General features: G+C 59.9%; 22 protein-coding genes and 1 pseudogene. 14 read left to right on the top strand and 9 right to left on the bottom strand.

Features of this window, described 5'->3' with window-relative positions; genetic code table 11:
- The first annotated feature begins 430 nt into the window (after positions 1-430).
- The 4 genes from hrpA (at position 431) to CYD26_RS16710 (ending at position 6,668) form a co-directional block, all read left to right on the top strand.
- The gene (hrpA, locus tag CYD26_RS16725) at positions 431-4,342 is read left to right on the top strand and encodes an ATP-dependent RNA helicase HrpA (protein ID WP_102053107.1); all 3,912 of its coding nucleotides are present in this window, start codon (positions 431-433) and stop codon (positions 4,340-4,342) included.
- Positions 4,343-4,545: 203 nt separating this feature from the next.
- Complete coding sequence (locus CYD26_RS16720) at positions 4,546-5,667, top strand: beta-ketoacyl-ACP synthase III (RefSeq protein WP_065760694.1); 1,122 nt, start codon at positions 4,546-4,548, stop codon at positions 5,665-5,667.
- Positions 5,668-5,823: 156 nt separating this feature from the next.
- Positions 5,824-6,435, top strand: coding sequence for an RNA polymerase sigma factor (locus CYD26_RS16715; protein ID WP_065760693.1), 612 nt, complete (start codon positions 5,824-5,826; stop codon positions 6,433-6,435).
- Positions 6,429-6,668, top strand: a complete 240-nt coding sequence (locus CYD26_RS16710; protein ID WP_065760692.1) for an anti-sigma factor — start codon at positions 6,429-6,431, stop codon at positions 6,666-6,668. Before CYD26_RS16715 ends, CYD26_RS16710 begins: the two co-directional genes overlap by 7 nt.
- Before the next feature lie 118 nt (positions 6,669-6,786).
- Here the strand turns inward: CYD26_RS16710 and CYD26_RS16705 are convergent, their stop codons facing one another.
- On the bottom strand, positions 6,787-8,034 hold the full coding sequence (locus CYD26_RS16705) for a putative porin (protein WP_065760691.1): 1,248 nt from the start codon (positions 8,032-8,034) through the stop codon (positions 6,787-6,789).
- 241 nt (positions 8,035-8,275) lie between these two features.
- Between CYD26_RS16705 and CYD26_RS16700 the strand changes: the two genes are divergently transcribed.
- On the top strand, positions 8,276-9,400 hold the full coding sequence (locus CYD26_RS16700) for a GNAT family N-acetyltransferase (protein WP_099773848.1): 1,125 nt from the start codon (positions 8,276-8,278) through the stop codon (positions 9,398-9,400).
- Between the two features lie 12 nt (positions 9,401-9,412).
- Here CYD26_RS16700 and CYD26_RS16695 read toward each other — a convergent pair whose 3' ends face one another.
- The 4 genes from CYD26_RS16695 to CYD26_RS16680 all read right to left on the bottom strand — a co-directional run bounded on the left by CYD26_RS16695 (position 9,413) and on the right by CYD26_RS16680 (position 13,617).
- Positions 9,413-11,245 (bottom strand): ABC transporter ATP-binding protein, encoded by a 1,833-nt coding sequence (locus tag CYD26_RS16695; protein WP_102053106.1) that lies wholly within the window; start codon positions 11,243-11,245, stop codon positions 9,413-9,415.
- A gap of 64 nt (positions 11,246-11,309) precedes the next feature.
- Positions 11,310-11,870 carry a peptidylprolyl isomerase gene (locus tag CYD26_RS16690; RefSeq protein WP_099773849.1) on the bottom strand — a complete coding sequence of 187 codons (561 nt, stop codon included), beginning with the start codon at positions 11,868-11,870 and terminating at the stop codon, positions 11,310-11,312.
- Positions 11,864-12,679, bottom strand: coding sequence for an alpha/beta fold hydrolase (locus CYD26_RS16685; RefSeq protein WP_099773850.1), 816 nt, complete (start codon positions 12,677-12,679; stop codon positions 11,864-11,866). The genes CYD26_RS16690 and CYD26_RS16685 overlap by 7 nt, the downstream gene beginning before the upstream one ends.
- A 14-nt stretch (positions 12,680-12,693) precedes the next feature.
- A complete protein-coding gene (locus CYD26_RS16680; RefSeq protein ID WP_065760686.1) occupies positions 12,694-13,617 on the bottom strand; it encodes a LysR family transcriptional regulator in 924 nt (307 codons plus the stop codon).
- A 49-nt stretch (positions 13,618-13,666) separates the two neighbouring features.
- Between CYD26_RS16680 and CYD26_RS16675 the strand changes: the two genes are divergently transcribed.
- From CYD26_RS16675 to CYD26_RS16665, 3 genes are all read left to right on the top strand, one after another.
- Positions 13,667-13,981, top strand: coding sequence for a 3-phosphoglycerate kinase (locus CYD26_RS16675; protein ID WP_065760685.1), 315 nt, complete (start codon positions 13,667-13,669; stop codon positions 13,979-13,981).
- A 150-nt stretch (positions 13,982-14,131) separates the two neighbouring features.
- The gene (locus CYD26_RS16670; protein ID WP_102053105.1) at positions 14,132-14,731 is read left to right on the top strand and encodes an FMN-dependent NADH-azoreductase; all 600 of its coding nucleotides are present in this window, start codon (positions 14,132-14,134) and stop codon (positions 14,729-14,731) included.
- 204 nt (positions 14,732-14,935) lie between these two features.
- Positions 14,936-15,814: a carboxylate/amino acid/amine transporter gene (locus CYD26_RS16665; RefSeq protein WP_099773852.1), complete on the top strand. Its 879-nt coding sequence runs from the start codon at positions 14,936-14,938 to the stop codon at positions 15,812-15,814.
- Here the strand turns inward: CYD26_RS16665 and CYD26_RS16660 are convergent.
- Complete coding sequence (locus CYD26_RS16660) at positions 15,755-17,056, bottom strand: mechanosensitive ion channel family protein (protein ID WP_102053104.1); 1,302 nt, start codon at positions 17,054-17,056, stop codon at positions 15,755-15,757. The genes CYD26_RS16665 and CYD26_RS16660 overlap by 60 nt on opposite strands.
- A 139-nt stretch (positions 17,057-17,195) precedes the next feature.
- On the opposite strand from CYD26_RS16660, the gene CYD26_RS16655 reads away from it, so the two are divergent.
- Both CYD26_RS16655 and CYD26_RS16650 read left to right on the top strand, forming a co-directional pair.
- Entirely contained in the window at positions 17,196-18,521 is a 1,326-nt protein-coding gene (locus tag CYD26_RS16655; RefSeq protein WP_065760681.1) for a DEAD/DEAH box helicase, read from the top strand.
- A gap of 208 nt (positions 18,522-18,729) precedes the next feature.
- On the top strand, positions 18,730-19,659 hold the full coding sequence (locus tag CYD26_RS16650) for a DMT family transporter (protein WP_102053103.1): 930 nt from the start codon (positions 18,730-18,732) through the stop codon (positions 19,657-19,659).
- Here CYD26_RS16650 and CYD26_RS16645 read toward each other — a convergent pair.
- On the bottom strand, positions 19,607-20,782 hold the full coding sequence (locus tag CYD26_RS16645) for an MFS transporter (protein WP_102053102.1): 1,176 nt from the start codon (positions 20,780-20,782) through the stop codon (positions 19,607-19,609). The genes CYD26_RS16650 and CYD26_RS16645 overlap by 53 nt on opposite strands.
- A 104-nt stretch (positions 20,783-20,886) precedes the next feature.
- Between CYD26_RS16645 and CYD26_RS16640 the strand changes: the two genes are divergently transcribed.
- Both CYD26_RS16640 and CYD26_RS25550 read left to right on the top strand, forming a co-directional pair.
- Positions 20,887-21,780: a LysR family transcriptional regulator gene (locus tag CYD26_RS16640; protein ID WP_102053101.1), complete on the top strand. Its 894-nt coding sequence runs from the start codon at positions 20,887-20,889 to the stop codon at positions 21,778-21,780.
- A 124-nt stretch (positions 21,781-21,904) separates the two neighbouring features.
- Complete coding sequence (locus CYD26_RS25550; protein ID WP_256587577.1) at positions 21,905-22,030, top strand: PA1414 family protein; 126 nt, start codon at positions 21,905-21,907, stop codon at positions 22,028-22,030.
- A 71-nt stretch (positions 22,031-22,101) separates the two neighbouring features.
- Here the strand turns inward: CYD26_RS25550 and CYD26_RS16635 are convergent, their stop codons facing one another.
- Positions 22,102-23,481 (bottom strand): sodium:solute symporter, encoded by a 1,380-nt coding sequence (locus CYD26_RS16635; RefSeq protein ID WP_065760882.1) that lies wholly within the window; start codon positions 23,479-23,481, stop codon positions 22,102-22,104.
- Positions 23,482-23,625: 144 nt separating this feature from the next.
- Positions 23,626-24,576: an agmatinase gene (gene speB, locus CYD26_RS16630; protein WP_065760883.1), complete on the bottom strand. Its 951-nt coding sequence runs from the start codon at positions 24,574-24,576 to the stop codon at positions 23,626-23,628.
- A gap of 220 nt (positions 24,577-24,796) precedes the next feature.
- Between speB and CYD26_RS16625 the strand changes: the two genes are divergently transcribed.
- Complete coding sequence (locus CYD26_RS16625; protein ID WP_065760884.1) at positions 24,797-25,690, top strand: LysR family transcriptional regulator; 894 nt, start codon at positions 24,797-24,799, stop codon at positions 25,688-25,690.
- A gap of 136 nt (positions 25,691-25,826) precedes the next feature.
- Positions 25,827-26,138, top strand: a pseudogene (locus CYD26_RS25975) (PAS domain-containing protein); the annotation flags it as partial.
- Between the last annotated feature and the right edge of the window lie 276 nt (positions 26,139-26,414).

The raw sequence follows: 26,414 nt of genomic DNA, 5'->3' as shown, positions 1-26,414 counted from the left end.
CTCGCTTGCGCCCATAGGCGCACAGTGCCGACTGCAGGGCAGGTCAGCCAGTGATTGACGATGTAGGGAGTCAGATCAATGCGAGGGTGTCTGGTGGGCGAGCATGGCGGCAATGCCACAAGGCCCAGAAGGCGAGAATGATGTGAAACAGCGGATTTTCACCGGAACGCGCCCTGACCTTCGAGCACGAAGGCGGCGATACAGGGCAGGACGAGCGCACGGGTGAAGTCATGCACCGATACTCCCATGGTCGATAAGGTTCATTAAATCAGTGTTTATATACCTTCAGGTATGTATCGACTAAACAAAGCCGTGAGACCCTGTATCCGTGCCGAGCGGGGGCAAATCTGCGACAATCGCAGCCCTTACCTATGCCGATCATATGCCGATCATGCGACAGCAGGCTCACCTGCATGACTAAAAAGACTCCATGACTGACCAGAATCCCGCTATCGATCAACTGTTGAGAAACCTTGATCACGCCATGATCGCCGAGCGTCATCGACTGCGTCGGCAATTGCACGAACTGCGCAAGCACCCTGATGAAGCCAAACTCGCCCAGTGGGTCGAGAAGGTGCAGGCGTCCTTTGCCCGGGTGACGGCTCGCAAGCAAAGCGTGCCGTTGATTCGCTACGACGACAGCCTGCCGATTGCCGCCAAGCGCGATGAGATCAAGAAGGTCCTGGCCGAGCATCAGGTACTGATCATTGCCGGTGAGACGGGGTCGGGCAAGACCACCCAATTGCCGAAGATCTGCCTGGAGCTGGGCCGCGGCCAGCATGGCCTGATCGCCCACACCCAGCCACGGCGGATTGCCGCCCGCAGTGTTGCGACGCGGGTTGCCGAAGAGCTGGGTACGCCACTGGGAGCGCTGGTGGGCTATCAGGTGCGCTTCGAAGACCAGAGCGATGCCAACACCCTGGTCAAGCTGATGACGGACGGTATCCTGCTGGCCGAAACCCAGCACGACCGTTTTCTCGAACGCTATGACACGATCATTGTCGACGAAGCGCATGAGCGCAGCCTGAACATCGACTTCCTGCTCGGTTACCTCAAGACCCTGCTGCCTCGTCGCCCGGACCTGAAGCTGATCATCACTTCGGCGACCATCGACCTGGAACGCTTCTCCAAGCACTTCAATGATGCGCCGATCATCGAAGTCTCGGGCCGTACCTACCCGGTGGAGACCTGGTATCGACCGCTGACCAGCGAGCAGGATGAAGAGGGCAATCGGGTTGAAGATGACCTGACTGTGGATCAGGCGATTCTCGCCACCCTCGACGAGATCGCCGCCCATGAGCGCAGCGAAGGCAAGCACCCGGGTGATGTGCTGGTGTTCCTGCCCGGTGAGCGGGAAATCCGCGATGCGGCTGAAATGCTGCGCAAGGCCCAGCTCAAGCACACCGAGATCCTGCCGTTGTACGCCAGGCTTTCACCGGCCGAACAGCAGCGAATCTTCCAGTCCCACCCCGGGCGGCGCGTGGTGCTGGCAACCAACGTTGCTGAAACTTCGCTGACGGTGCCGGGCATTCGCTACGTGATCGACAGTGGTACGGCGCGGATCAGCCGTTACAGTTACCGGGCCAAGGTGCAGCGGCTGCCGATCGAGGCTGTATCTCAGGCCAGCGCCAACCAGCGTAAAGGTCGCTGCGGTCGGGTCGAGCCAGGCATTTGCGTGCGTCTGTATAGTGAAGAGGATTTCAACGCCCGCCCTGCGTTTACCGATCCTGAGATCCTGCGCACCAACCTTGCCGCGGTGATCCTGCAGATGCTGCATTTGCGCCTGGGCGCGATTGACGCATTCCCGTTCATCGAGCCGCCTGATGGCAAGGCCATCAGCGACGGCTTCAACCTGCTGCAAGAGCTCTCTGCGGTGAACCGCGAGAACCAGCTGACGCCGCTTGGCCGGCAACTGGCGCGGCTCCCAGTCGACCCGCGGCTGGGCCGCATGCTGCTTGAAGGCGCGAAGCAGGGGAGCCTGCAGGAAGTGCTGATTGTTGCCAGTGCACTGTCTGTGCAGGACCCGCGCGAGCGTCCTCCGGAGCGTCAGCAGGCTGCCGATCAGGCTCATGCCCAGTGGAAGGATGTCGACTCCGATTTCGCGGCCCTGGTCAATCTCTGGCGCGGTTTCGAGGAGCAGCGCCAGGCGCTGACCGCCAGCCCATTGCGCAACTGGTGCCGGAAGAACTTCCTCAATTACCTGCGCTTGCGTGAGTGGCGCGATGCGCACCGGCAGTTGGGGCTGATTTGCCGTGACCTGCAGTTGAGCATCAACAAGGAGCCCGCCGACTACCCGAAACTGCACAAGGCGGTGCTCTCCGGGCTACTCAGTCAGATCGGGCAGAAAACCGAAGACGGCGACTACCTCGGCGCTCGCCAGCGGCGCTTCTGGGTACACCCGTCTTCGGGCCTGGGCAAGAAGCGCCCGCAATGGCTGATGACTGCCGAACTGGTCGAAACCACCAAGCTCTATGCGCGGATGGTCGCCAAGATCGAACCCGACTGGATCGAACCGCTGGCCGGGCACCTGGTCAAGAAGAATCACTTCGAGCCGCACTGGGAAAAGAAGCGCGGCCAGGTAGTGGCCTATGAGCAGATCACCCTGTATGGGTTGATTATCGTCGGTCGACGCCCGGTGCATTTCGGCCCGATCGACCCTCTGATGTCACGCGAACTGTTCATCCGTGAAGCGCTGGTGGGTGGTGAGATACAGTCACGGGCCAAGTGCCTGACGGCCAACACGCGCTTGCTTGAGCAACTCGACGAGCTGGAAGCCAAGGCACGTCGACGCGACATTCTTGCCGATGAAGAAACCCTTTACGCCTTCTATGAGGCGCGGCTGCCCGCGGAGATTCATCAGACCGCAACGTTCGACAGCTGGTACCGGGTCAACAGCCAGAAAGACCCGCAGTTGTTGATCATGCGCGAGGAAGATGTGCTGGCCCGTGAGGCCAGTGAAGTGACCGCTGCCCAGTACCCCGATACCCTGCGCTTGGGTGACCTGAGCCTGGCATTGAGTTATCACTTCGAGCCTAATCACCCGCGTGATGGTGTCACCCTGCGCGTACCGGCGCCGCTGTTGCCGAACCTGCCGGGCGAGCGCCTGGAGTGGCTGGTGCCTGGGTTGCTGGAAGCCAAGTGCATTGCGCTGGTACGCAACCTGCCCAAGGCAACCCGCAAGAACTTCGTGCCCGTACCGGACTTCGTCAAGGCTGCCTTGCAGCGGATGAGTTTTGGTGTCGGCTCGTTGCCCCACGCATTGGGCGCGGAGCTGTTGCGCATGACCGGTGCGCGGGTCAGCGATGAGGCCTGGAGTGAAGCTGCCGAGCAAGTGGACAGCCACTTGAAAATGAACCTGGAGGTGGTTGATGCCCAGGGCAAGTTCCTGGGCGAAGGCCGCGACTTGGCAGAGCTGACCTCGCGTTTCGTCGCTGCAAGCCAGGCGGCACTGGCCGTACCGCAAACGGCACAGAGCCAGCAGCCGGTGGAGGCCAAGGGCTTTGCCAAGGTTGCGCAAAGTGCCCAGCAGAAGATCGCCGGCCTGTCGTTGACGGTGTACCCGGCGCTGGTGGAAGAGGGCGGGACGGTCAAGGAGGGGCGGTTCTCGACAGCCGCCGAAGCCGAATACCAGCACCGTCGCGGTTTGCAGCGGCTGTTGCTGCAACAGTTGGCCGAGCCGGCCAAGTACCTGCGTGGCAAGTTGCCGGGGCTGACCGAGTTGGGGCTGCTGTACCGCGAATTGGGACGGATTGAGGCACTGGTCGAGGACATTCTGCTGGCCAGTCTCGACAGCTGCATCCTCGAGGGTGAGGCCAGCCTGCCGCGTGACGGTGCTGCACTGGCGTCACTGGCCGAGCGCAAACGTGGCCAGTGGGCCGAGCATGCCGAGCGTCTGGCGCGTCTGACGCTGGACATCCTCAAGCTCTGGCATGGCTTGCAGAAGCGCTTCAAGGGCAAGATTGACCTGGCCCAGGCTGTGGCGTTGAACGACATCAAGCAGCAAACGGCCAATCTGGTGTACCCGGGGTTTGTTCGGGAAACACCGTCGCTCTGGCTCAAGGAGCTGCCGCGCTACCTCAAGGCGATTGAACTGCGCCTGGAAAAACTGCCCGCGCAGGTACAGAGGGATCGTGTCTGGAGCGGTGAGCTCAGCAACCTCTGGGCACAGTTCAAGGCCCGCGCCGACAAGCATGCCCAGGAAGGCAAGCGTGACGAGCAGTTGGTCCTGTACCGCTGGTGGATCGAAGAGTACCGGGTTTCACTGTTTGCCCAACAACTGGGCACCAAAGTGCCGATTTCCGATAAGCGATTGAGCAAGCAGTGGGGGCAAGTGGAAGCCTAACGGCTTGGAAATGTGGCACACTTCGTCGACGTACGCCGCTGATGTGACCGGCCCTCGGTGACATCAGCGGCGCCAGATTGCATGACCACGCAGTGCTCCCGCCAACCGGGGGTATTGCGTGCATTAATTGGTACCTTCGTGCCAGGAACACTGACTAACAGGCCGTTGCCCTGCCGGCACCGGCCCCGAACAGAGGAACGACCGTGCATAACGTCGTGATCAGCGGCACCGGCCTGTACACCCCGGCCAACAGCATTTCCAACGAGGAACTGGTGGCGGCGTTCAACGCCTACGTCAGCCAGTTCAATGCCGATAATGCTCAGGCCATCGAGCGTGGCGAGGTTCAGGCCCTGGCTGAATCCAGCGCTGCGTTCATTGAGAAGGCGTCGGGTATCAAGAGCCGCTTTGTCATGGACAAGGATGGCATCCTCGATCCTCAGCGCATGGCGCCGCGTTTGCCTGAGCGCAGCAACGATGAACCGTCGATTCTCTGCCAGATGGCCGTAGCCGCCGCTGAACAGGCGCTTGCACGTGCAGGTCGCACAGCGGCCGATGTCGATGCGGTGATCGTCGCCTGCTCCAACCTGCAGCGACCTTATCCGGCCATTGCCATCGAAGTGCAGCAAGCCTTGGGTATCAACGGTTTTGGCTTCGACATGAACGTGGCCTGTTCGTCGGCCACCTTTGGTATCCAGACGGCCTGCAACAGCGTTCAGGTCGGCCAGGCACGTGCCGTGCTGGTGATCAGCCCTGAGGTGTGTACCGGCCATTTGAACTTCCGTGACCGTGATAGCCATTTCATTTTTGGCGATGCGGCCACGGCAGTGTTGGTTGAGCGTGCCGATCTCGCCACCTCGGCCCATCAGTTCGATATCGTCAGCACTAAACTGCTGACGCAGTTCTCCAACAACATCCGTAACAACTTTGGTTTCCTCAACCGTGCGGCGGAAGAGGGCATTGGCGCGCCGGACAAACTGTTTGTGCAAGAGGGGCGCAAGGTTTTCCGTGAAGTGTGCCCGATGGTTGCCGAACTGATCGGCCAGCATTTGGCAGAAAACGACATCAATGTCAGCGACATCAAGCGTTTCTGGTTGCACCAGGCCAACCTGAGCATGAACCACCTGATCGTCAAGAAACTGCTGGGCCGTGATGCCACTGTCGATGAAGCACCGGTGATCCTGGATCGCTATGCCAATACCAGCTCGGCAGGCTCGGTGATTGCCTTGCATACGCACCAGGATGATTTGCCCAAGGGCGCACTGGGTGTGCTCAGTTCCTTTGGCGCGGGCTACTCTATTGGCTGTGTGATTCTGCGCAAACGCTAAGCGCCTCGGGGTGTATCTGGGGGCTGTCTTGGTTGATAAGGCAGCCCGTCCTGCAACCCGAACGCATGCCTTGGGTGCGTCAGGTTGTGTTGTGCGTTGTTGCTGTAACAAATTCCCGCTATCGAAGTCCATACCCGACTTCCAGGGAAAACCACCATGATCGGCACGAATGAAACCGAGTTTCTGGAGCGCTTGCTTGCCGGAGAGCAGCAGGCGTTCAAAGAACTGGTCGACACCTATCAAAGCGCCATGCGAGCGGTCGCCTACGCCATTGTGGGTAACCGACAGGCCGACGAGGCCGTGCAGGATGCCTGGCTGGCAGTTGTCCGCAGCCTGCCCGGATTTCAGCGCCGCTCCAGCCTCAAGACCTGGTTACTGACCATCACCGCCAACGCGGCAAAAAATCGCTACAGGCAAAATCGTCGTGAGGTGCTGCTCGACGACCTGCCGTCGCCGCATGGCAGCATTGGCGATGATCGCTTCGCGGCTGATGGGCATTGGCGCGTTGCGCCGTTCGCCTGGCATGAAGACACCCCCGAGGCGCTGCTCAGCGAGGATGAGTTGCGCCAGTGCCTGGAGCACACACTGTTGAGCCTGCCGCAGTTGCAAAGCAGCGTGCTGATACTGCGCGAGCGCCAAGGCCTGGCATTGGAAGAGATCTGTAATTTGCTCGAGATATCCCTCTCCAATGTGCGTGTGCTGTTGCACCGGGCACGGCTCAAGGTATTCGCGACCCTGGAGCATTTCGAGGAGACAGGACAATGTTGACCTGCAAGGAAATGGTGGCGCGTAGCAGCGACTACCTGGATGGTGAGCTCACGTTGGGGGAGCGTTTGCTGGTACGTCAGCACCTGCTGTTTTGCCGTAACTGCAGGCGTTTCATCAAACAGATGCGCCTGGCGCAGGCAACGGTACGTGCACTGCCAGAGGCCCCGATGGCGGATGCCGATGTGCTGGCCAGGAAACTGGCGGCGCAGCGCAGGGCTCAAGATAAACCCTGAGTGGTGTGAATCGACTTTGCCAGCCTGAGATTGTCAGCAGTTCGGCGCTGAAATGAAAAAGGCGGAAAATGCTGGATGGGGTCAGCATTTTCCGCCTTTGAAACTCAGTGCAAGGCGATTAGAACTTGGCTTCCAGGTCTACTTGCAGAGTGTCTACGTCAGCATCGCTGTTCGGCAGTTGGGACAGGTCGGTCTTGGCCATCAGGTAGGTTGTGCCCACCGAGAAGTTCTTGTCGATCTCATAGCCGACCTTGAACTTGTGGCCGCGCGAACCGGTGAAGCCGGCACCGAAGTCGGAGTCGGTGAACAAGCTGACCACAGCGTTACGCTGTATATCACGGTAGTTGTAGTCGAGGCTCCATGCGCCCAGTTTGGTTTTCACACCAGCCAGCCAGGCCTTGTCTTCGCCGTCGGTGCTTTCGGTGTTCTTGACGAACTGACCGTAGGTCGACAGTGGGATGGCGAAGCCTGTGAAGTCGATTTGGCCGAAACCTTCCACGAGGTTGAACTCGTTGGTGGTGTTGCCAAAGGACTGCAGTACGCTGGACGCCTTGTCGTTGTCATAGCCATAGATGCTGCCGCCCACGGTAACCTTGACGGTATCCGCAGCAGCAAAGCGTGTACCCAACTGGCCGTGGTACAACTGTGCGTCGTGCTTGAACTGCACGCCATCACCGTCGACGTTGTCCTTGAGCGTGTAATGACCGGCGCTGCCGAACAGCTCAGCGCCACCCAAATTGGTTTTGTAGGTAACGGCCAGGCCTTCTGGATTGATGTCGCTATCCCAGATGATGTCCCCCATGCTCACCCATGGCTGGTTCATCTTGCCGCCGATCAGGTGCAGGTTCGGAACAGCGGTCGGGTGCCAGTCGAGGTAGGCCTGGTCGACCCACAGCGATTTTTTCTCGAAATATTTGTCCAGGCTCTGGTTGGTGGAGCGGGCATCGGCGCTGCTGCCGGTAGCCACGCGCACGCCGGCGTCGACTTGCGGATTGATCTCACTGTAGAAGCCGACGCGGGCACGGACACGCTCGCGGTCCTGGTTGCCGCTGCTTGCGTTGGGGTTGTCGACGTTGACGTCTTCGTAACGCAGGCGCACATCGCCCTTGATCTGGGTCTTGGCGGCCCATGCCACTTTTTGTTCAAAGGAACTCATGCGTTCGGACTGAGCCTTCTGGGCGGCTTTTTCCTTGGTCTCGGTGGCCAGGTCCGATTGCAGTTCGTTGTACTGCGCTTGGTTGATCGAGCCGTTAGCCTTGAGCATTTCGAGCAGCTTGGCGTCGACTGCAGCACTGGCCGGAGCACTCAGAGCCAGCATCATGCCTGTGCAAAGGCTCGCTCCGGTTAGTGTAGAAACAAGACGCATAAGGTTCTCCCTATTTGAAAAAAATGGGGAGGCAGCTGCCCACCCCGTATTGGCATGTCCTCGGAAAGCGCCTGGCTAGACAGCGTCTTGGGTTCCGAAAAACAGGCGCAAGTATTGCGAGCGCCAATTACAGAATGATGTCTCTTTGATTTCGCTCATGTGACGTGATGGCCTGGAGCTGGATGTGCAGGCGTGCAGTTTTCTGGAACACTAGGGTTTCATTTGCCCTGAGTCGTTTGTCATGACCTTCCAGATCATTGCCAGCCTGCGAGACATTGCATCGGATGCATGGGATGCGCTGGTACCCGAAGGTCAGCCCTTTCTGAGGCATGCGTTCCTGAGTGCGCTGGAAGACAGCGGCAGCGTGGGGCCTGGTACGGGCTGGTCCAGCGAACACCTGGTGTTGATGCAGAATGGGCAATGCCGTGCGGCGTTGCCGGCCTACCGCAAGTGGCACTCCTTTGGGGAGTACGTTTTCGATCACGGTTGGGCGGATGCCTGTCAGCGCGCCGGTATTGATTACTACCCCAAGCTGTTGGCCGCGGTACCGTTCAGCCCGGTGGCCGGGACGCGCTTGTTGGCTGCCTCTGAAGCTGATGGCCTGACGTTGCTGCAGGCCATTCCCGGCTACCTGTCCAGTGAAGTGCTGTCAGGTGCGCATGTGAACTTCACCGATACGGCTCTGGATAGGCACATGGGCACGCTACCCGGCTGGCTCGAGCGCCTGGGCTGCCAGTTTCACTGGCATAACCGTGGCTACCGTGACTTCCAGGATTTCCTCGATACGCTGAGTTCACGCAAGCGCAAGCAGATGCGCAAGGAGCGGGAGCAGGTCGCCGGGCAGGGCATCGATTTTCACTGGTTTGGTGGCGAACAGCTGAGCGAGGCGCAGTGGGATTTTATCTATGCCTGCTATGCCAATACCTACCTTGTACGCCGACGTTCGCCGTATTTGACCCGCGAGTTTTTCAGCCTGCTGGCCGAGCGCATGCCTTCGGCGATCCGTGTGGTCATGGCGCGCCAGTCCGGGCGCGATGTGGCAATGGCCTTTAGCCTGGTCGGTGGCGATAGCCTCTACGGTCGCTACTGGGGATGCCTGGCTGAGTTTGATCGATTGCACTTCGAAACCTGTTTCTACCAGGGCATGGACTTCGCTATTGCCCAGGGGCTGCAACGGTTTGATGCGGGGGCGCAGGGCGAACACAAACTGATTCGCGGGTTTGAGCCGGTGCTTACCCGCTCCTGGCATTACTTGCTGCACCCAGGGTTGCGGGCAGCGGTCAGTGAGTTTCTTGAGCAGGAGCGTTCAGGCGTACGTGCTTATGCCGAGGAGGCCAAAACGGCCTTGCCGTATCGTCAAGTGTAAGCGGGTCGCGTTTTAATCGATCCCGACAAAGCCACCGGTCTGGTGCTGCCATAACCGTGCATACAGGCCTTGGTGCGCAAGCAGCTCGGCATGGCTGCCCATTTCGGCGATACGACCTTTTTCCAGCACCACCAGGCGATCCATCCGGGCAATGGTCGACAGGCGATGGGCAATGGCGATGACGGTCTTGCCCCGCATCAGGGTTTCCAGGCTGTCCTGAATGGCGGCTTCGACCTCCGAGTCCAGCGCAGATGTTGCTTCATCCATGATCAGGATCGGCGCGTTTTTCAGCAGTACGCGGGCAATGGCGATGCGCTGACGCTGGCCACCGGACAGTTTTACGCCGCGCTCGCCGACGTGCGCATCGAAGCCGGTGCGGCCCTGGGCATCGGAAAGCTGCGGGATAAATTCATCAGCCCGGGCGCGGCGTACCGCCTCCCATAGCTCGTCGTCGGTAGCGTCCGGCTTGCCATACAGCAGGTTGTCGCGGATTGAGCGGTGCAGCAATGAGGTGTCCTGGGTAATCATGCCGATCTGTGCGCGCAGGCTCTCCTGGGTGATCGTGGCAATGTCCTGACCATCGATCAGGATGCGTCCGCCTTCCAGGTCATAGAGCCGCAGCAGCAGGTTCACCAAGGTCGACTTGCCTGCCCCGGACGGGCCGATCAGGCCGATTTTCTCGCCCGGACGTATGTCCAGGTTCAGGTCTTCGATGATTCGGCTGCCCTTGCCATAGTGGAAATCGACATGCTCGAAACGCACCGCGCCGTGGCTCACGTTCAATGCCGGTGCGTTAGGCTGGTCGGTGACGCTCACCGGCTGGGCGATGGTTTGCAGGCCATCCTGCACCATGCCGATGTTTTCGAAGATGCCATTGACCACCCACATGATCCAGCCCGACATGTTGACGATACGGATCACCAGGCCAGTGGCCAGGGCAATGGCCCCGACACTGATCAGCGATTGCGTCCATAACCACAAGGCCAGCGCCGTGGTGGTGACAATCAGCAGGCCGTTCAGGCTGGTGATGACCACATCCATGCTGGTAATGACACGGCTGGCCAGTTGGGTTTTCTCGGTCTGCTCGCGAATGGCTTCCCGGGCATATTGCTGTTCAAAGTCGGTGTGGGCAAAGAGCTTCAAGGTTGCGATGTTGGTGTAGCCGTCGACAATCCTGCCCATGAGCTTGGAGCGGGCATCGGAGGAAATCACGGCTCGGGCCTTTACCCGCGGCACGAAGTAGAAGAGCGCACCGACGTAGCAGGTAATCCAGGTAATCAACGGCAGCATCAAGCGCCAATCCGCCTCGGCGAACAGCACCAGGGAGCTGAGGGCATAGATCAGTACATGCCACAACGCATCGACGGCTTGCACGGCGGAATCGCGCAGCGAATTGCCGGTTTGCATGATGCGTTGGGCAATGCGTCCGGCGAAATCGTTCTGGAAGAAATTCAGGCTCTGCTTGAGCACGTAGGCGTGGTTTTGCCAGCGGATCATGCTGGTCATGCCGGGGCTGATGGTCTGGTGCTCCAGCAGGTCGTGCAGGCCGACGAAGATCGGCCGCAAAATCAAGGCTACCACCAGCATCCAGATCAGCTCGCTGGCGTGTTCACTGAAGAAGTTTACATTGGGTGTGCCCTGAGCCAGATCGATGATCCGGCTCAGGTAGCTGAACAGTGCCACTTCGATCAGCGCACCGATCAGCCCCACCACCAACAGTACGGCGAAACTCGGCCAGACCTGACGCAGGTAGTAGAGGTAAAACGGCAGGACCTTGCCAGGCGGTGCCGCCGTCGGCGCATCACGGAAGATATCGATCAACTGCTCGAAACGGCGGTACAGCATGAAAGGGGCAACTCCTGTTGTTTCGGCCCGGCTGAGCGCAGGTCACGTCCTTGTGAACCCGATTTCAGTCGAGGCGTTTAGCCTTGATGATCATCACCGGATCTGCCGGGACATCGCCCATGCCTGCTTTGGTGGTGGTTTTCACATTGGCGATCTGGTCGACCACATCCATGCCCTTGACCACTTTGCCGAACACCGCATAGCCGAAATCACGGCCGCCATGGTCAAGGAAGTTGTTGTCCTTGTGGTTGATGAAGAACTGGCTGGTGGCCGAGTTCACCGCCGCCGTACGGGCCATGGCCAGGGTGCCACGCGTGTTACGCAGGCCGTTGTCCGCTTCGTTCTTGATCGGCTCCTTGGTCTCTTTCAGCCCCATGTCCTTGGTGAAGCCACCGCCTTGAACCATGAAGCCCGGGATCACCCGGTGGAAAATGGTGTTGTTGTAGAAACCGCTGTCGACATAACCCAGAAAGTTCTGGGTGCTGATCGGCGCCTTTTCTGCGTCCAGTTCAACTTCGATATCGCCGAAGCTGGTAGTCAGCAGCACGTGGGGTTGTTTGTCGGCAGCCATCAGGCTGGTGGCGAACACGGTAGCGCAGGCGGCCAGGAGGATTTTTTTCAGCATGGACTCAATGATCCTTGAGCGGTAGTTGAAGCAGCAGCGAGAAACTGCAGCAGGGTCTGGTTGAACAGATGTGGTTGATCCAGTGGTGTAGCGTGCCGTGAATCGGCGATGACCGCCAGTCGTGCCTGAGGGATCAGCTCAACGTAGCGTTCTTTCAATGCGACCGGGGTGTAGTCCTGGTCGGCACTGATCACCAGCGTAGGACAGCGTATTTGCCCCAGGCGTTCCTGCACGCCCCAGCCGACGATGGCGTCAAAGCTGCTCAGGTAGGCGCGCTTGTCGTTGCGTGCCCAGCGCAGCGCCATCGTGCGCCGCAGGTGGGCGTGTTCCGGCTTTGGAAACAGTTTGGCCGCAAGGCCTTTACCGACGGCCTCCGTGCTGAGCAGGCGGGCCAGGCTCCAACGCTTGAACCACCATAGCCAGTCTGCTCGACTGCGCACTTTGACCTCGGGTGCACTGTTGACGATGCACAGGCTGCGCAGCCATTGCGGGTGATCGACAGCGAACTGGAAGCCGATCATGCCGCCCATCGACAACCCGACCAGGTGCACCGGGCCGGGTTGCAGGTGTTCGAGCAATGCCAGCAGGTCGGCACTGAACCCGGCGATGCTGTAGCGTTCACGCGGTTTGTCCGAGCGACCATGGCCGCGGATGTCCATCAGGATAACCCGGTAGTGACGGGCCAGTTCAGGCACTTGAAACTCCCAGTCTTCGCAGCTGGAACCCAAGCCGTGCAACAACACCAAGGGTTCGCCCTGGCCATAGACCTCGTAGTGCAGTGAGCAACCTTCATGTTCGAAGTAGGCCATGGGCGTGATTCCTGTCAGGCTTGGGCGGGGGCGGCGAAGGGCACGTCCAGCGGTGCGGTGTCGAAGTTGCGCAACAGCTCGATGAGGATCTGTGTGGCTGGGCCCAGTGGTTTGTCCTTGTTCGAGTAAAGGTAGAACAGCGGGTGGCGACTGCCACCCTGGTCCAGAGGTAACGGCTTGAGCAGGCCTTCGCGCAATTCGCGTTCGATCAGGTGTCGCGGTAGCCAGGCAAAGCCCAGGCCACTGCAGACGAAGCTTGAAGCGGTGGCCAGGCTGCCGACGGTCCAGCGTTGTTCTGCGCCCAGCCAGCCGACATCGCGCGGTTGCGAGCGCCCCGAATCGCGAATCACCACTTGCAGTTGGCTTTCCAGGTCCTGGAAGCTTAGCGCGCGCTGCAGGCGATGCAGAGCATGCTCGGGATGGGCTACGGCAATGAACTCTACGGCGCTCAATTCGGTGCCCAGGTAACCGGGGATGTTGAAGCCGCTGATGGCAAGGTCGGCGATACCTTCGTGCAGGACTTCCTCGACCCCGGACAACACCTCTTCACGCAGCCGTACCCGGCAGCCGCGGCTCTGCGGCATGAAGGCGCTCAATGCCCGAACCAGGCGTGCGTTGGGGTAGGCGGCATCCACTACCAGCCGTACCTCGGCTTCCCAGCCCTGTTCCATATGGTGGGCGAGGTCTTCCAGTTGACTGGCCTGTTTGACCAGTTGTCGCGAGCGTCTCAGCAGCACGCCGCCGGCTTCGGTCAGCACCGCCTTGCGCCCATCGATTCTCAGGAGTGGTACGCCCAACTGTTCCTGCATGCGCGCCACGGTGTAACTGACAGAAGATTGTGAGCGGTGCAGGGCATCGGCGGCCTGGGCGAAGCCGCCGTGGTCGACGACGGCCTGCAGGGTTCGCCACTGATCCAGGGTAACGCGCGGCGCTTTCATCAAGGGCTCCTGTTGTCCTAAGCTGGCGCACTGTCATGGAGAGCGCCGAATGAAAAAATGTTGTGCTGCATTGCTGGCCCTGCTGCCGCTCACGGCCCTGGCCTATCCCATCGATGTGGAAAAGGAGCTGGAGGGCGTCAAGCTTGACTACACCACCTACGACACGGACTACGACATGGGCGCGATCACCCTGAACAACTACGGTGAGGTGGCGGCCCAGTGCAAGGTGACCTTCCGCAATGGCCCGGAAGCCCCCCGTGTACGCCGTGTGCAGGTACCTGCCAAGCAAAGCGTGGACGTCAACGCCAAGTTCAACCGCAAGATCATCAAGTTGCGCATAGCCCTTAGCTGCAAGCCTCAGTAGAACCAGATGCTTTACCTGTCAGGGTAGAGCATTGGTCAAATAAAACAAATTATTCGATTGGTTGCACCAGATTTTTGCGCTTTTTAATCGATACAATGCTGTTTAATCTTGCCTCCATCGACTTAGCGACCTTGCCGATTGGAGGCAACCATGTCCCGTGTACTGATCATCGAAAGCAGCGCCCGCCAAAACGATTCGATCTCGCGTCAATTGACCCGCGACTTCATCGCGCAGTGGCAGTCAGCCCATCCGACTGACACGATCACCGTACGCGATCTGGCTGCCAACCCGGTGCCGCATCTGGACGAAACCCTGCTCGGTGGCTGGATGAAGCCTCAAGAGCAGCGCAGTGCTGAAGAACTGAAGGCACTGCAACGCTCAAACGAATTGACCGATGAACTGCTGGCCGCCGATGTGCTGGTAATGGCTGCGCCGATGTACAACTTCACTATCCCGAGCACGCTGAAGGCCTGGCTAGACCATGTACTGCGTGCAGGGATTACCTTCAAGTACACCGAAACCGGCCCGCAGGGGTTGCTGACAGGCAAGCGTGCCTATGTGCTGACCGCTCGCGGTGGTATCCATGCCGGCGGCGCCAGCGACCACCAGGAACCCTACCTGCGTCAGGTGATGGCCTTCATCGGTATCCACGATGTGACCTTCATCCACGCCGAGGGCTTGAACATGGGCGGTGATTTCCACGACAAGGGCCTGAATCAGGCCAAGGCAAAACTGGCTGCGGTGGCCTGAGCTTCAATCGACTTTCCCGCCTGACACCTGTTGCTCCTTTGGGTGTACCTGCCCGATCAATGCCCTGTGCTTGATCGGGTTTTTTGTGGGCGGCTCGTTCAGGCTCGCGACTATCCCTGGCGACAAGGCCCCACGCGTGCCTGAGCGTATTGATCGCCTGGCGGCGAACCGCTAAGGTCGCGGGCTGCACTGCACGGGGTAAACATGGGCTATCTATTAATTGTCGCGCTGATCCAGGCGTTTTCCTTCAGCTTGATCGGCGAGTACCTCGCCGGGCATGTCGACAGCTATTTCGCCGTATTGGCGCGGGTGTTACTGGCGTTGCTGGTGTTTTTGCCGTTGACCCGCTGGCGTCAGGTCGAGCCGCGCTTCATGGGCGCAATGCTCGGCATCGGCGCGCTGCAGTTCGGCATTACCTACGTGTGCCTTTACCTGAGCTTTCGGGTGCTGACGGTACCGGAAGTGTTGCTGTTCACCATCCTCACCCCCTTGCATGTGACGCTGATCGAGGATGCCCTGAACCGGCGTTTCAACCCGTGGGCGCTGCTGGCGGCATTGGTGGCAGTTGGCGGTGCGGCGGTGATTCGTTTTGACCGGATCAACCCGGACTTCTTCATGGGCTTCCTGCTGCTGCAAGTGGCCAACTTTACCTATGCCGCCGGGCAAGTCCTGTACAAGCACCTTGTGGCGCGTTACCCCAGCGATTTGCCGCACTACCGGCGCTTCGGCTATTTCTATCTCGGCGCCTTGATCGTGGTGTTGCCAGCGTTCTTGCTGTTCGGCAACGCGCAGCACCTGCCGAGCACCGAGGTGCAATGGCTGGTGCTGCTGTTTCTCGGGGTGTGCCCGACTGCGCTGGGCCTGTACTGGTGGAACAAGGGCGCCTGCCTGGTTTCCGGCGGTACCCTGGCGGTGATGAACAACCTGCATGTACCCGTGGGGCTCTTGCTCAACCTGTTGATCTGGAACCAGCATGAGCCACTGGGGCGATTGTTCCTTGGTGGTGCGGTGATACTTGCCTCGCTATGGCTTAGCCGCATCGGCGTTCAACGACCGTTGCTCGCCAGCCAGGGACGAGGGTAACAACCCGGCCCGCAGGTCGTTGCCGCTTGGCTGCTGGTACAGGCTCAGGCCAAACTCCGGCAGTACCGCCAGCAGGTAGTCGAAGATATCGCCCTGGATACGCTCGTAGTCGGCCCACGCCGTGGTACGGGTGAAACAATAGATTTCCAGTGGCACGCCCTGCGCAGTGGTCTGCATCTGCCGGACCATGCAGGTCATGTTTGGCTGAATGTCCGGGTGGCTCTTCAGGTAAGCCAGGGCAAATGCACGAAAGGTACCGATGTTGGTCAGGCGCCTGCGGTTGGCCGACAGTTCGGCAACCGGGCCTTGTGCCTCATTCCAGCTGTGCAGTTCATGACGCTTGTGTGCGATGTAGTCGGAGAGTAGGCGAATATCGGCCAGGCGCTGTTCTTCATGGGGCTGCAGGAAGCGCACGCCCCCGGCGTCGATGAACAGGCTGCGTTTGATCCGCCGCCCCCCGGCCTGCTGCATGCCGCGCCAGTTCTTGAAGGATTCGGACATCAAGCGCCAGGTCGGGATCGAGACAATGGTCTTGTCGAAGTTCTGAACTTTTACCGTGTGCAGTGTGATATCGACCACGTCACCATCGGCGCCCACTTGCGGCATTTCGATCCAGTCACCGACCCGCAACATGTCGTTGCTGGTGAGCTGCACGCTGGCGACGAACGACAGCAGGGTGTCCTTGTAGACCAACAGGATCACCGCCGACATCGCACCCAGGCCGGACAGCAGCAACAGCGGCGAGCGGTCGATCAGGGTGGCGACGATAATGATCGCGCCGAATACGAACAGCACCATCTTGGCCAGCTGTATGTAGCCTTTGATCGAGCGGGTACGGGCGTGTTCAGTGCGCGCGTAGATAGCCAGCATGGCGTCGAGCAGGGCACTGACGGCGAGGGTAATGAACAGGATGGTGAAGGCCAGCGCCAGGTTGCCGAGGAAATGCTGGGTGGTGGCGCTCAGTTCCGGCACCAGCTTGAGGCCGAACTGCACCAGCAGTGACGGGGTGGTTTGGGCCAGGCGTTGGAATACCTTGTTTCGCAGCAGGTCGTTGAGCCAGTGCAAGGCCGGTTGGCGGCCCAGCAGCTTGACCGCGTGCAGGATCAGAAAGCGCGCCACCCGGCCGAGGGCCAGTGCAAGGGCCAGCAGCACGCTCAGGCCAAGGCCGGCATGCAACAGCGGGTGTTGATCCAGCGTGCCCCAGAGGTCCAGGGCGTTTTGCCACAATGTGGAGATATCCATACCGTTTGAAAGGTTCTGTAAATGAAAGACGGGCCATTAGAGCCCGTATTTCTCGTTCAGTGCCAAAAGAAATTCGGCTCCAGCCGTGGAAAACGTTACCCTATGCAACTGAATTTCTGCACTTGCCCGAGGTACACCCGTGTTTTCCCAATTCGCCCTGCACGAACGCCTGCTTAAAGCTGTGGCCGAGCTGAACTTTGTCGAGCCGACGCCGGTGCAGGCAGCGGCCATTCCCCTGGCGCTGCAAGGGCGTGACCTGCGGGTGACGGCACAAACCGGCAGCGGCAAGACAGCAGCCTTTGTTCTGCCTGTGCTCAACCGCCTGGTCGATCTGAAACAGAAGCGTGTCGAGATCCGTGCCCTGATCCTGTTGCCAACCCGTGAGCTGGCCCAGCAAACCCTCAAGGAAATCGAGCGTTTCGCTCAGTTCACCTTCATCAAGGCCGGCATGATCACCGGTGGTGAGGACTTCAAGGAGCAGGCCGCCATGCTGCGCAAGGTGCCTGATATTCTGGTTGGCACCCCAGGGCGCATGCTCGAACAGCTCAATGCCGGCAACCTGAAGCTGGAGCACGTGCAGGTTGTTGTGCTTGATGAAGCCGACCGCATGCTCGACATGGGCTTTTCCGAAGACGTCGAGCGGCTGTGCAACGAGTGCCCTAACCGTGAACAGACCCTGCTGTTCTCCGCCACCACCGGCGGCGCGGGCCTGCGTGAAATGATCGGCAAAGTGCTGAAGACCCCTGAACACCTGATGCTCAACAACGTCAGCCAGCTCAGCGAAGGTACTCGCCAGCAGATCATTACGGCCGACCACAACCAGCACAAGGAAGAGATCGTTCAGTGGCTGCTGGCCAACGAGACCTACCAGAAGGCCATCATCTTCACCAACACCCGTGTCATGGCCGACCGTATCTACGGGCACCTGGTCGCCAAGGACTTCAAAGCCTTCGTGCTGCACGGCGACAAGGACCAGAAAGACCGCAAACTGGCCATCGAACGCCTCAAGCAGGGCGGGGCCAAGGTGCTGGTTGCCACTGACGTCGCGGCCCGTGGCCTGGACGTTGATGGCCTGGACCTGGTGATCAACTTCGACATGCCGCGCAGTGGTGACGAGTACGTTCACCGCATCGGCCGTACCGGTCGTGCCGGCAATGAAGGCCTGGCCATCTCGCTGATCTGCCATGGCGACTGGAACCTGATGTCCAGCATCGAGCGCTACCTGAAGCAGAGCTTCGAGCGCCGGGTCATCAAGGAGGTCAAGGGCACCTACAGCGGTCCGAAGAAGGTCAAGGCATCGGGCAAGGCGGTAGGGGTCAAGAAGAAAAAGACTGACAAGAAAGGTGACAAGAAAGCCGTCGCCAAGAAAAAGCCTGCCAACCGGCCAAAAGCCAGCGCACCGCTGGTAAGCCAGGATGGCCTGGCCCCCCTGAAGCGTCGCAAGCCAGCCCCAGCTGCCGAGTAATTCGGCACCTTGTCACCGGCAAGGCCTGCTTCTGAAAACACATTGTGTTGAAGCAGGGCTTGCCCGTGATCCCCTCATAGGCAAGCCCCTGCACCGTTCAAATGTGGAGCGGTAGCTGGTAATGCACCTCACTACCCGTTGATAATCGGCACTGAATTCATTGTTGCCGAGAGTTTCCCATGCTGTTTTTGCTGACGGGGTGCCTGTCATGAGCACCACCCGCCGCGCGACCGACGCGTTTGCCCTGCAAATCATGCTGGGGTTGTGCCTGATCTGGGGCATGCAGCAGGTCATGATCAAATGGGCAGCGGCCGACATCGTGCCGGTGATGCAGGCCGCCGGTCGCTCCGGTATTGCAGCGGTGCTGGTTGGGTTGCTGATCTGCTGGCGTGGTGGCTGGGAGCATGTCAGCAGTACCTGGCGCGGCGGTCTGTTGGCCGGTGCACTGTTTGGCCTGGAATTTCTGTTTATTGCCGAAGGCCTGCAACTGACTTCGGCAGCGCATATGTCGGTGTTTCTCTATACCGCGCCGGTGTTTACCGCGCTGGGCTTGCATTGGCTTCTGCCCAGCGAGCGCCTGCGGCCATTGCAATGGCTGGGTATTGCGCTGGCCTTTGGCGGTATTGCGGTGGCATTTGCCGGTGGCGTATCGCTGGAGCATCTGGACGGGCGCATGCTGCTCGGGGATGCTTTTGGTGTGCTGGCCGGCATGGCGTGGGGCGCAACGACCGTTGTGGTGCGCGGTTCGCGGTTGTCCGATGCCCCGGCGACACTGACGCTGTTCTACCAGTTGTTGGTGGGGTTTGTCGGGCTGCTGATGATCGCCGCGGTCAGTGGCCAGATCGGCCAGGTTACATTTACCCCGATATCGGTTGGCAGCCTGTTGTTCCAGGGCCTGGTGGTGTCGTTCTTCAGTTACTTGACCTGGTTCTGGTTGTTGCGCCGTTACCTGGCATCGAACCTGGCAGTGTTTTCCTTCATCACCCCGTTGTTCGGGGTGACGTTTGGGGTACTGCTGCTTGGCGAGCCGCTCAGTCTGAACTTCATTCTTGGGGCCGTCTGCGTGCTGCTCGGGGTCACGATGGTCAGCGCAGAGCAGTGGGTACGTCGACGTTTGCGCAGCCTGCTCGGCCAGTAACGGGGGCCAGCAACAGGGTGCCCGCCAGCAACAGGCCGGCGCCTGCGACTATCAACGCGGGCTCAAGGCTGGCGGCAAACTGGGTGCTCAGGGCGGCCAGCAAAGGGCCGCTCAGTTGACCAAGGGCAAAACAGGCGGTCAGCAGCCCCGCATTGCGTTGGGTGGCGTGTGGTGCCAGTTCCCGAGAGCGCTGCATCACCAACTGCATACAGGCCAGGAACGGCGTACCGCAGAGCACCACGCCCAGCGCCAGGCCGGGGCCGTTCCCCAGCAGGCAAGCAAATACCCCGGCGGCCTGCAGCCATAGCGTTACCATCAACCAGCGTGACGTGCTGCCTTGTCCGGGGCGACGCCGACTGACCATCACCACACCCAGCGTTGCCGCCAGGCCAAAGCCGGGCCAGAACAGGTCGGCCAGCCACTGGCCGTGGAAGTGTGTATTGGCCATTTGCGACATGAAGGTCGCCGGAATGATGTAGCCGGTGCCGTACAGCGCATAGATAACGCTCAGACGGGCAATTCCTGGTGTGCTGCCGCCCAGGCTGATCGCTGCGTTTGTAGCGGTTGCGGGTTGCGGCAGCAGCGGCAGAATGGCCAGTAGCATCAGCAGGGCGGTGGCGGCATAGATCAACCACAGCGGTGCGGAACCGAGCCCCTGTAGGTTGGAATACAGGGCGAGCAAACCGGTCAGGCAGATGCCCATGCCTGGGCCTGCAAAGACCAAGGCGCCCAACTGCGTGCGGTTGCTTTGCGCGGCCAACTGCTGGCTTAAGCTGGTGATCATCACCAGCACCCAGGCACTGGCCACACCGGTACCAAAGCGCAGCAGCATATGCGCCCAGAAGCCGTTCGCCCAGAACGACGCCAGGGTCAGCAGTACACACAGCCACAGTCCGGCCAGCAAGCGCAGCCGGACCTGCCCGGGCCGGCGCGCAAACATGCCGTCCAGCGCGCCCACGAAGTAACCCAGGTAGTTGGCTGCCGCCACCACCCCGGCAGCACTGAGGCCCAACTGACCTTCGCTGATCAGGTGTGGCAGTTGTGGGGTCAGGGCAAAACGGCCAATGCCCATCGCCATCATCAAGGCGACGAAGCTGGCGAGCAGGCGCAGAGTCGGGGACATGACGGGTCTCCAATGCAAGGTTCGATGACCGTCAGGCTAGTGCGCATTGACTTTCAATAAAATTGAATAATTATGATGAACCTGTTCTTTTTTAGAGAATGACCATGGAGCTTAGTCAGCTGAGAATCTTTCAGGCGGTTGCCGAGACGGGTTCGGTTACCCGGGCTGCCGAGCAGTTGCATCGGGTGCCGTCCAACCTGTCGACGCGCCTGCGCCAACTTGAGGAGCAATTGGGCGTAGAGCTGTTTCGTCGCGAACGACAGCGTCTGCAGTTGTCACCGGCAGGAAAGGTGTTGCTGGATTACGCCGGACGCCTGCTGGCCTTGCACGATGAGGCCTTTGCCGCAGTGCAGGGCGGCCAACCGGCAGGGAATTTTGTGCTCGGCACCATGTACAGCACGGCTGCCATCCATTTACCTGCCTTGCTGGCGCGTTATCATCGGGCCTACCCAGCGGTCAATTTGCAGGTGCAGGCGGCGCCCAGTGGTGAACTGCTTGAGGGCTTGCTCAGTGGGCGCCTGGATGCTGCACTGGTCGATGGTCCGTTGAGCCTGGCGGGCCTGGATGGTGTGCCGCTGTGCGATGAAACCCTGGTGTTGATCACCGAGGCCGATCATCCCCCGGTGCGCAGTGCCCGTGATGTGGCAGGGCGTGCGGTATTCACCTTTCGTCAGGGCTGTTCGTACCGGATGCGTCTTGAAGCCTGGTATGCCCACGACCATGCGGCCATGGGCCGGGTGATGGAAATTGAGTCCTACCCCAGCATGTTGGCTTGCGTTATTGGCGGCGCCGGTGTCGCACTGATGTCGCAATCCATGCTGGAGAGCCTGCCGGGGCGTGAAAGCGTGGCGGTTCACCGTTTGCAGTCACCGTTCGACGAGGCCACCACCTGGTTGATGTGGCGCAAGGGCATGCTGGGGGCGAACCTCAGTGCCTGGGTGGCGTTGCAGCAGGAAGACCGGCTTGAGCCCGTGCAATGCCGTATGGTCAGCGCTTGATCGAGGTCAAGCCGTGTTTTCTTTGTCAGATTCAGCGGTGCGCAGAGAAGGACATCGGGCTATGATCTCTATGAAGCGCCGCAGGACTTCTTTGCCGCACCAGATAGCCCGTAAGGGGGATGTCATGAAAAATGCGCTGTATAACTGGCTACATGACCTGGCTGTTGCGCTTGGCCTGATTCCGCCACCGCTGCAACCGGTTCCGATTCCCAGTGATGAGGAGCAACGCAAACGCCAGCCGCGCAAGTAAACTGGCGCAGTATCGGCCTGAAAACCGTCGCATCATGGCGAATGCGACGGTATGTTCAGGTCAGATTCAGCTCAGGCCAGTTCTGCTGCTTTTACGGGTTGGCGTGACATCAGGCTGACCGCGATGAAGCTGATCAGGCCAATTGCCAGGCTGTAGTAGATGGGCGTATTGGCTTCCAGGCCATCCTTGAACATGAATACCAGTGCGGTGCCGAAACCCAGCACCATGCTGGTGATTGCGCCTGCAGTGGTCGCGCGCTTCCAGTAGATCGCGCCGATCAGCGGAATCAGCATGCCACCGACCAGCAGGTTGTAAGCCAGGGTCAGCGCGCTGATCACGTCGTTCACCACCAGTGCAATGCCCAGCACCACGATACCGGTCAGGCAGGTAAACAGACGGTTCACTCCCAGGCTCGACTGCTTGCCGCCGCGCAGCCGTGGCAGCAGGTCTTCGGTCAGCGTGGTGGAGGCTGCCAGCAGGCCAGCACTGGCGGTGGACATCATGGCAGCCAGGGCAGCAGCCATCAGCAACCCGCGGATACCATCGGGCAGGGTGCCCTTGATTACGGCGGCGAAGGCGTTGTTGGGGTTGCTCAGGTCAGGCATCAGCACATGTGCTGCCATACCGATCAGAGCGCAGGCCAGACCATAGATCACACAGTAGACGCCAGCGGTCGTACCGGCATATTGAGCCACCTTTTCGTCGCGCGCGGTGAACACCCGTTGCCAGATGTCCTGACCGATCAGGATGCCGAAGAAGTAGATCAGGAAGTAGGTGATGATGGTGTCCCAGCCGATGGTTGTGAAGCTGAAACTGGCTTCTGGCAGTTTGTTCACCAACTCATCCCAACCCCCGACCTTGTACAGGCACACCGGTAGCAGGATGAACATCAGGCCGACGGTCTTGATCACGAACTGGACGATGTCTGTCAGGGTCAGTGACCACATGCCACCGATGGTTGAGTAGGTCACGACCACGCCACCGCCGAGCACAATGGCCAGCCAGAACGGCAGGTCGAGCAGCACTTCCAGAACGGTGCCGATGGCCAGGACAGAGGTCACCCCAATCATCAGTGCATAAGCCAGCATGATCGCGGCACTGGCTTGACGTGCCATGGGGTTATAGCGGCGCTCAAGTACCTGGGTGACCGTGAAGATACGCAGGCGCAACAGCGGTTTGGCCAGGAACAGGTTCAGGGCGATGATGCCCATGCCCAAGGCGGCGCAAAGCCAGAAACCCGAGATACCATGGACATAGCCAAGGCGTACAGAGCCAACGGTAGACGCGCCGCCCAATACGGTCGTGGCCATGGTGCCCATGTACAGGGTCGGGCCGAGGTTGCGGCCAGCGACAAGGTAGTCTTCGTGAGTCTTGGCTCGGCGCATTCCATACCAGCCGAGCGTGAGCATGCCGGCGGCATAAATCAGTACAACGAAAATATCCAGGGCCATGGGGTGTCTCCGATTGTCTTTATTATGGCGAGATCGACCTCGCGGGCGGCCATGGCCGCCCGGGGCATTCTTCAGTACAGCGGGCCGGTCAGCGGCCGCACTGTCATGGCTTCCTGCCGTGGCGGTTGTCCTGGAGGTGTTGCTTTAACGGCGTGCCACGCCCGGCAATACGCACAGCATTTCGTAGAGCAGGTTGGCGCCGAGCAACGAGGTATTGCCGGTCGTGTCATAAGGCGGGGACACTTCCACCAGGTCGCAGCCGATCAGGTCCAGGCCCTGGCAGCCACGAATGATCTCCATGGCCTGTATGGTGGTCAGGCCACCGATTTCTGGCGTGCCGGTACCAGGCGCCCAGGCCGGGTCGATACCGTCGATGTCAAAGCTAAGGTAGACCGGGCCGCCACCGACTTTCTCGCGCACTTCAGCCATCAGTGGCTCTAGCGACTTGTGCCAGCACTCCTCGGCTTGAACCACCCTGAAGCCCTGCTTGCGGCTCCAGTTGAAGTCCTCTGCGGTGTAGCCTTGGGCGCGCAAACCAATCTGTACCACCCGGTCGCAGTCCAGCAGGCCTTCCTCGACTGCGCGGCGGAAGGTGGTGCCGTGGGCGATTTTTTCGCCGAACATGTGGTCATTGACGTCGGCGTGGGCATCGATATGCACCAGTCCGACCTTGCCGTGCTTTTTATGGAGGGCACGCAGGATCGGCAGGGTCACGGTGTGGTCGCCGCCCATGGTCAGTGGAATCACATCGTGTGCCAGGATCTGATCGTAGGCCTCTTCAATGATCCGCACCGCGTCGAGCAGATTGAACGTGTTGATTGCCACATCACCGATGTCGGCCACCGACAGTGAGTCGAAGGGGGCGGCACCGGTTGCCATGTTGTAAGGGCGGATCATCACCGACTCGGCGCGTATCTCCCGCGGGCCGAAGCGAGTACCTGAGCGTAGCGAGGTGCCGATGTCCAGCGGAATACCGACAAACGCGGCATCCAGGCCGGCTGCGCTTTGCAGGTGGGGGAGACGGAGCATGGTGGCGATACCGCCGAAGCGCGGCATTTCGTTGCCGCCCAGCGGTTGATGAAGAATCTTGTCCACGGTCTGGCCTCATCGATTCGATAGTTTTAGTGGTTGAAACCTGTCGGGCTGAAGCGGGAAAGCAACTGAAACACCGCGCACAGGCCGGGTTGTGGCGGAGTCTGCAAAACGTAGTGGTTGAAAAGAATCGCTACAGCTAAATACTTACTTCAGATTTTTATGAACTATGCGCCCGGTGCTGGTTAGACTTTGCAGACCATCCCCCACGGATCAACCGAACATGGCCAACGCATTGCCTGACCTGAAACTGCTGCGCATCTTCGTCAGCGTCGTGCGTCATCAAGGGTTCGCCAATGCCCAGCAAGAGTTGAACCTGTCGACCTCGGCCATCAGCACCTACATGAGCCAGTTGGAATCTGCGTTAGGGATCGTGCTGTGCCATCGGGGGCGCGGTGGCTTCAGCCTGACCAGCAAGGGCGAACTGTTTCATCAGGAAACGTTGCGCTTGCTGGCGGAAATGGAAGGTTTCGAGCAGTACGCTGCAGCGCTCAAAGGCGAGTTGCGTGGCACGCTTAATCTGGGCGTGATCGATTCAACGGTTGGTGACCGGGCCTTGCCGCTGGCCGAGGCCATTGGTGCATACAGTCAGGAGCACCCGGCGGTGCATTTGCACTTGTCGGTGTCCAGCCCTTACGAGTTGCAGTTGGGCGTGCAGGACAACCGCCTGGACCTGGCGATTGGCGCGTTTTCCACACGCATGAGTGGCTTGCTGTATCAGCCGCTGTACCGCGAGCAACATTGGTTGTACTGCAGCAATCGCCATCCGCTCTACCTGCAACGGCGTATTCCCGAGCAAGTGATTACCCAGCAGCGCATGGTCGGGCGCGGTTACTGGAGCCAGGCGGAACTTGCTCGGCATGGTTTCAAGCACAGCGCGGCAACGGTGGAGAGCATGGAGGCACAGCTGATCCTGGTGTTGTCCGGTGCCTACATTGGTTATTTGCCCGAGCACTATGCACAGGCTTGGGTGGACAAGGGCGATTTGCGGGTGCTGTCCCCGGCGACTTTCGGTTACCAAGCGCCATTTTCCATGATCATCCGCCGCGGGCGCAGCCGCGAACCGTTGATCCAGACCTTTCGTGATTTGCTCAAGGCACAGCTCATGCCGGCCTGAACGGTATGTCTGGAAAATATTTTTCGAAAATCGGGAAATTTCTGGGTTTTTTCGCCATCACGCCCGTAAAGGCTCTGCTAAACCTTCCTTTGCTTGATGATTTTCTATCATCTTCCTCCAAGCAGGGAACGCCCAGATGCGCATGAATTTGCCCGTAACTGAGCATGAAAGAACCTTTCCCAATGAACAGCGGCTTATCTCCACCACCGACCTGAATAGCCGCATTACCTACTGCAACGATGCCTTTATCTCGATCAGTGGTTTTACCAATGAGGAACTGGTAGGCCAGACGCACAACCTGGTACGTCATCCCGATATGCCGCCTGCGGTGTTTGCCCATATGTGGGAGACCATCAAGCAGGGAAAGCCCTGGATGGGCGTGGTCAAGAACAGGGCCAAGAACGGCGATTTTTACTGGGTAAGTGCCTACGTTACGGCGATTTATGAAAATGGCCGGATCAGCGGTTATGAGTCGGTACGTTCAGTGCCGAGCCGTGAGCAGATTCGCCGGGCTTCTGCATTGTATGCGCGCTTGCGCCAAGGGCGTTCGGCGCTACCGGTCGCTGCACGGCTGGGCACTCAGCTGGCTCATGGCTGGCCATTGCTGGTTGCAGGAGGCGTGTCGGCCGCAGGGTACCTGTGGTTGCCGCAATACGCGGCGCTGGGGGTGTTGGCGGCGAGCCTGCTTGCTGCCTGGTACCTGACCGAATCGCGACAGAACCGC

The sequence above is a fragment of the Pseudomonas sp. FFUP_PS_473 genome (genome assembly GCF_002858665.1).
Classification (GTDB): domain Bacteria; phylum Pseudomonadota; class Gammaproteobacteria; order Pseudomonadales; family Pseudomonadaceae; genus Aquipseudomonas; species Aquipseudomonas defluvii.
Note: the sequence above shows the minus strand (reverse complement) of the source record. Positions and strands in the feature narration are given on the sequence as shown.

Bases quoted from the DNA above. Each gene is read 5' to 3' on its own strand.
- CYD26_RS16715 (WP_065760693.1), top strand. From the start codon at position 5,824: ATGATCGGCACGAATGAAACCGAGTTTCTGGAGCGCTTGCTTGCCGGA.
- CYD26_RS16690 (WP_099773849.1), bottom strand. From the start codon at position 11,870: ATGCTGAAAAAAATCCTCCTGGCCGCCTGCGCTACCGTGTTCGCCACC.
- CYD26_RS16660 (WP_102053104.1), bottom strand. From the start codon at position 17,056: ATGGATATCTCCACATTGTGGCAAAACGCCCTGGACCTCTGGGGCACG.
- CYD26_RS16685 (WP_099773850.1), bottom strand. From the start codon at position 12,679: ATGGCCTACTTCGAACATGAAGGTTGCTCACTGCACTACGAGGTCTAT.
- hrpA (WP_102053107.1), top strand. From the start codon at position 431: ATGACTGACCAGAATCCCGCTATCGATCAACTGTTGAGAAACCTTGAT.
- CYD26_RS16635 (WP_065760882.1), bottom strand. From the start codon at position 23,481: ATGGCCCTGGATATTTTCGTTGTACTGATTTATGCCGCCGGCATGCTC.
- CYD26_RS16710 (WP_065760692.1), top strand. From the start codon at position 6,429: ATGTTGACCTGCAAGGAAATGGTGGCGCGTAGCAGCGACTACCTGGAT.
- CYD26_RS16645 (WP_102053102.1), bottom strand. From the start codon at position 20,782: ATGTCCCCGACTCTGCGCCTGCTCGCCAGCTTCGTCGCCTTGATGATG.
- CYD26_RS16675 (WP_065760685.1), top strand. From the start codon at position 13,667: ATGAAAAAATGTTGTGCTGCATTGCTGGCCCTGCTGCCGCTCACGGCC.
- CYD26_RS16625 (WP_065760884.1), top strand. From the start codon at position 24,797: ATGGCCAACGCATTGCCTGACCTGAAACTGCTGCGCATCTTCGTCAGC.
- CYD26_RS16680 (WP_065760686.1), bottom strand. From the start codon at position 13,617: ATGAAAGCGCCGCGCGTTACCCTGGATCAGTGGCGAACCCTGCAGGCC.
- CYD26_RS16650 (WP_102053103.1), top strand. From the start codon at position 18,730: ATGAGCACCACCCGCCGCGCGACCGACGCGTTTGCCCTGCAAATCATG.
- CYD26_RS16640 (WP_102053101.1), top strand. From the start codon at position 20,887: ATGGAGCTTAGTCAGCTGAGAATCTTTCAGGCGGTTGCCGAGACGGGT.
- CYD26_RS16705 (WP_065760691.1), bottom strand. From the start codon at position 8,034: ATGCGTCTTGTTTCTACACTAACCGGAGCGAGCCTTTGCACAGGCATG.
- CYD26_RS25550 (WP_256587577.1), top strand. From the start codon at position 21,905: ATGAAAAATGCGCTGTATAACTGGCTACATGACCTGGCTGTTGCGCTT.
- CYD26_RS16695 (WP_102053106.1), bottom strand. From the start codon at position 11,245: ATGCTGTACCGCCGTTTCGAGCAGTTGATCGATATCTTCCGTGATGCG.
- CYD26_RS16700 (WP_099773848.1), top strand. From the start codon at position 8,276: ATGACCTTCCAGATCATTGCCAGCCTGCGAGACATTGCATCGGATGCA.
- CYD26_RS16670 (WP_102053105.1), top strand. From the start codon at position 14,132: ATGTCCCGTGTACTGATCATCGAAAGCAGCGCCCGCCAAAACGATTCG.
- CYD26_RS16665 (WP_099773852.1), top strand. From the start codon at position 14,936: ATGGGCTATCTATTAATTGTCGCGCTGATCCAGGCGTTTTCCTTCAGC.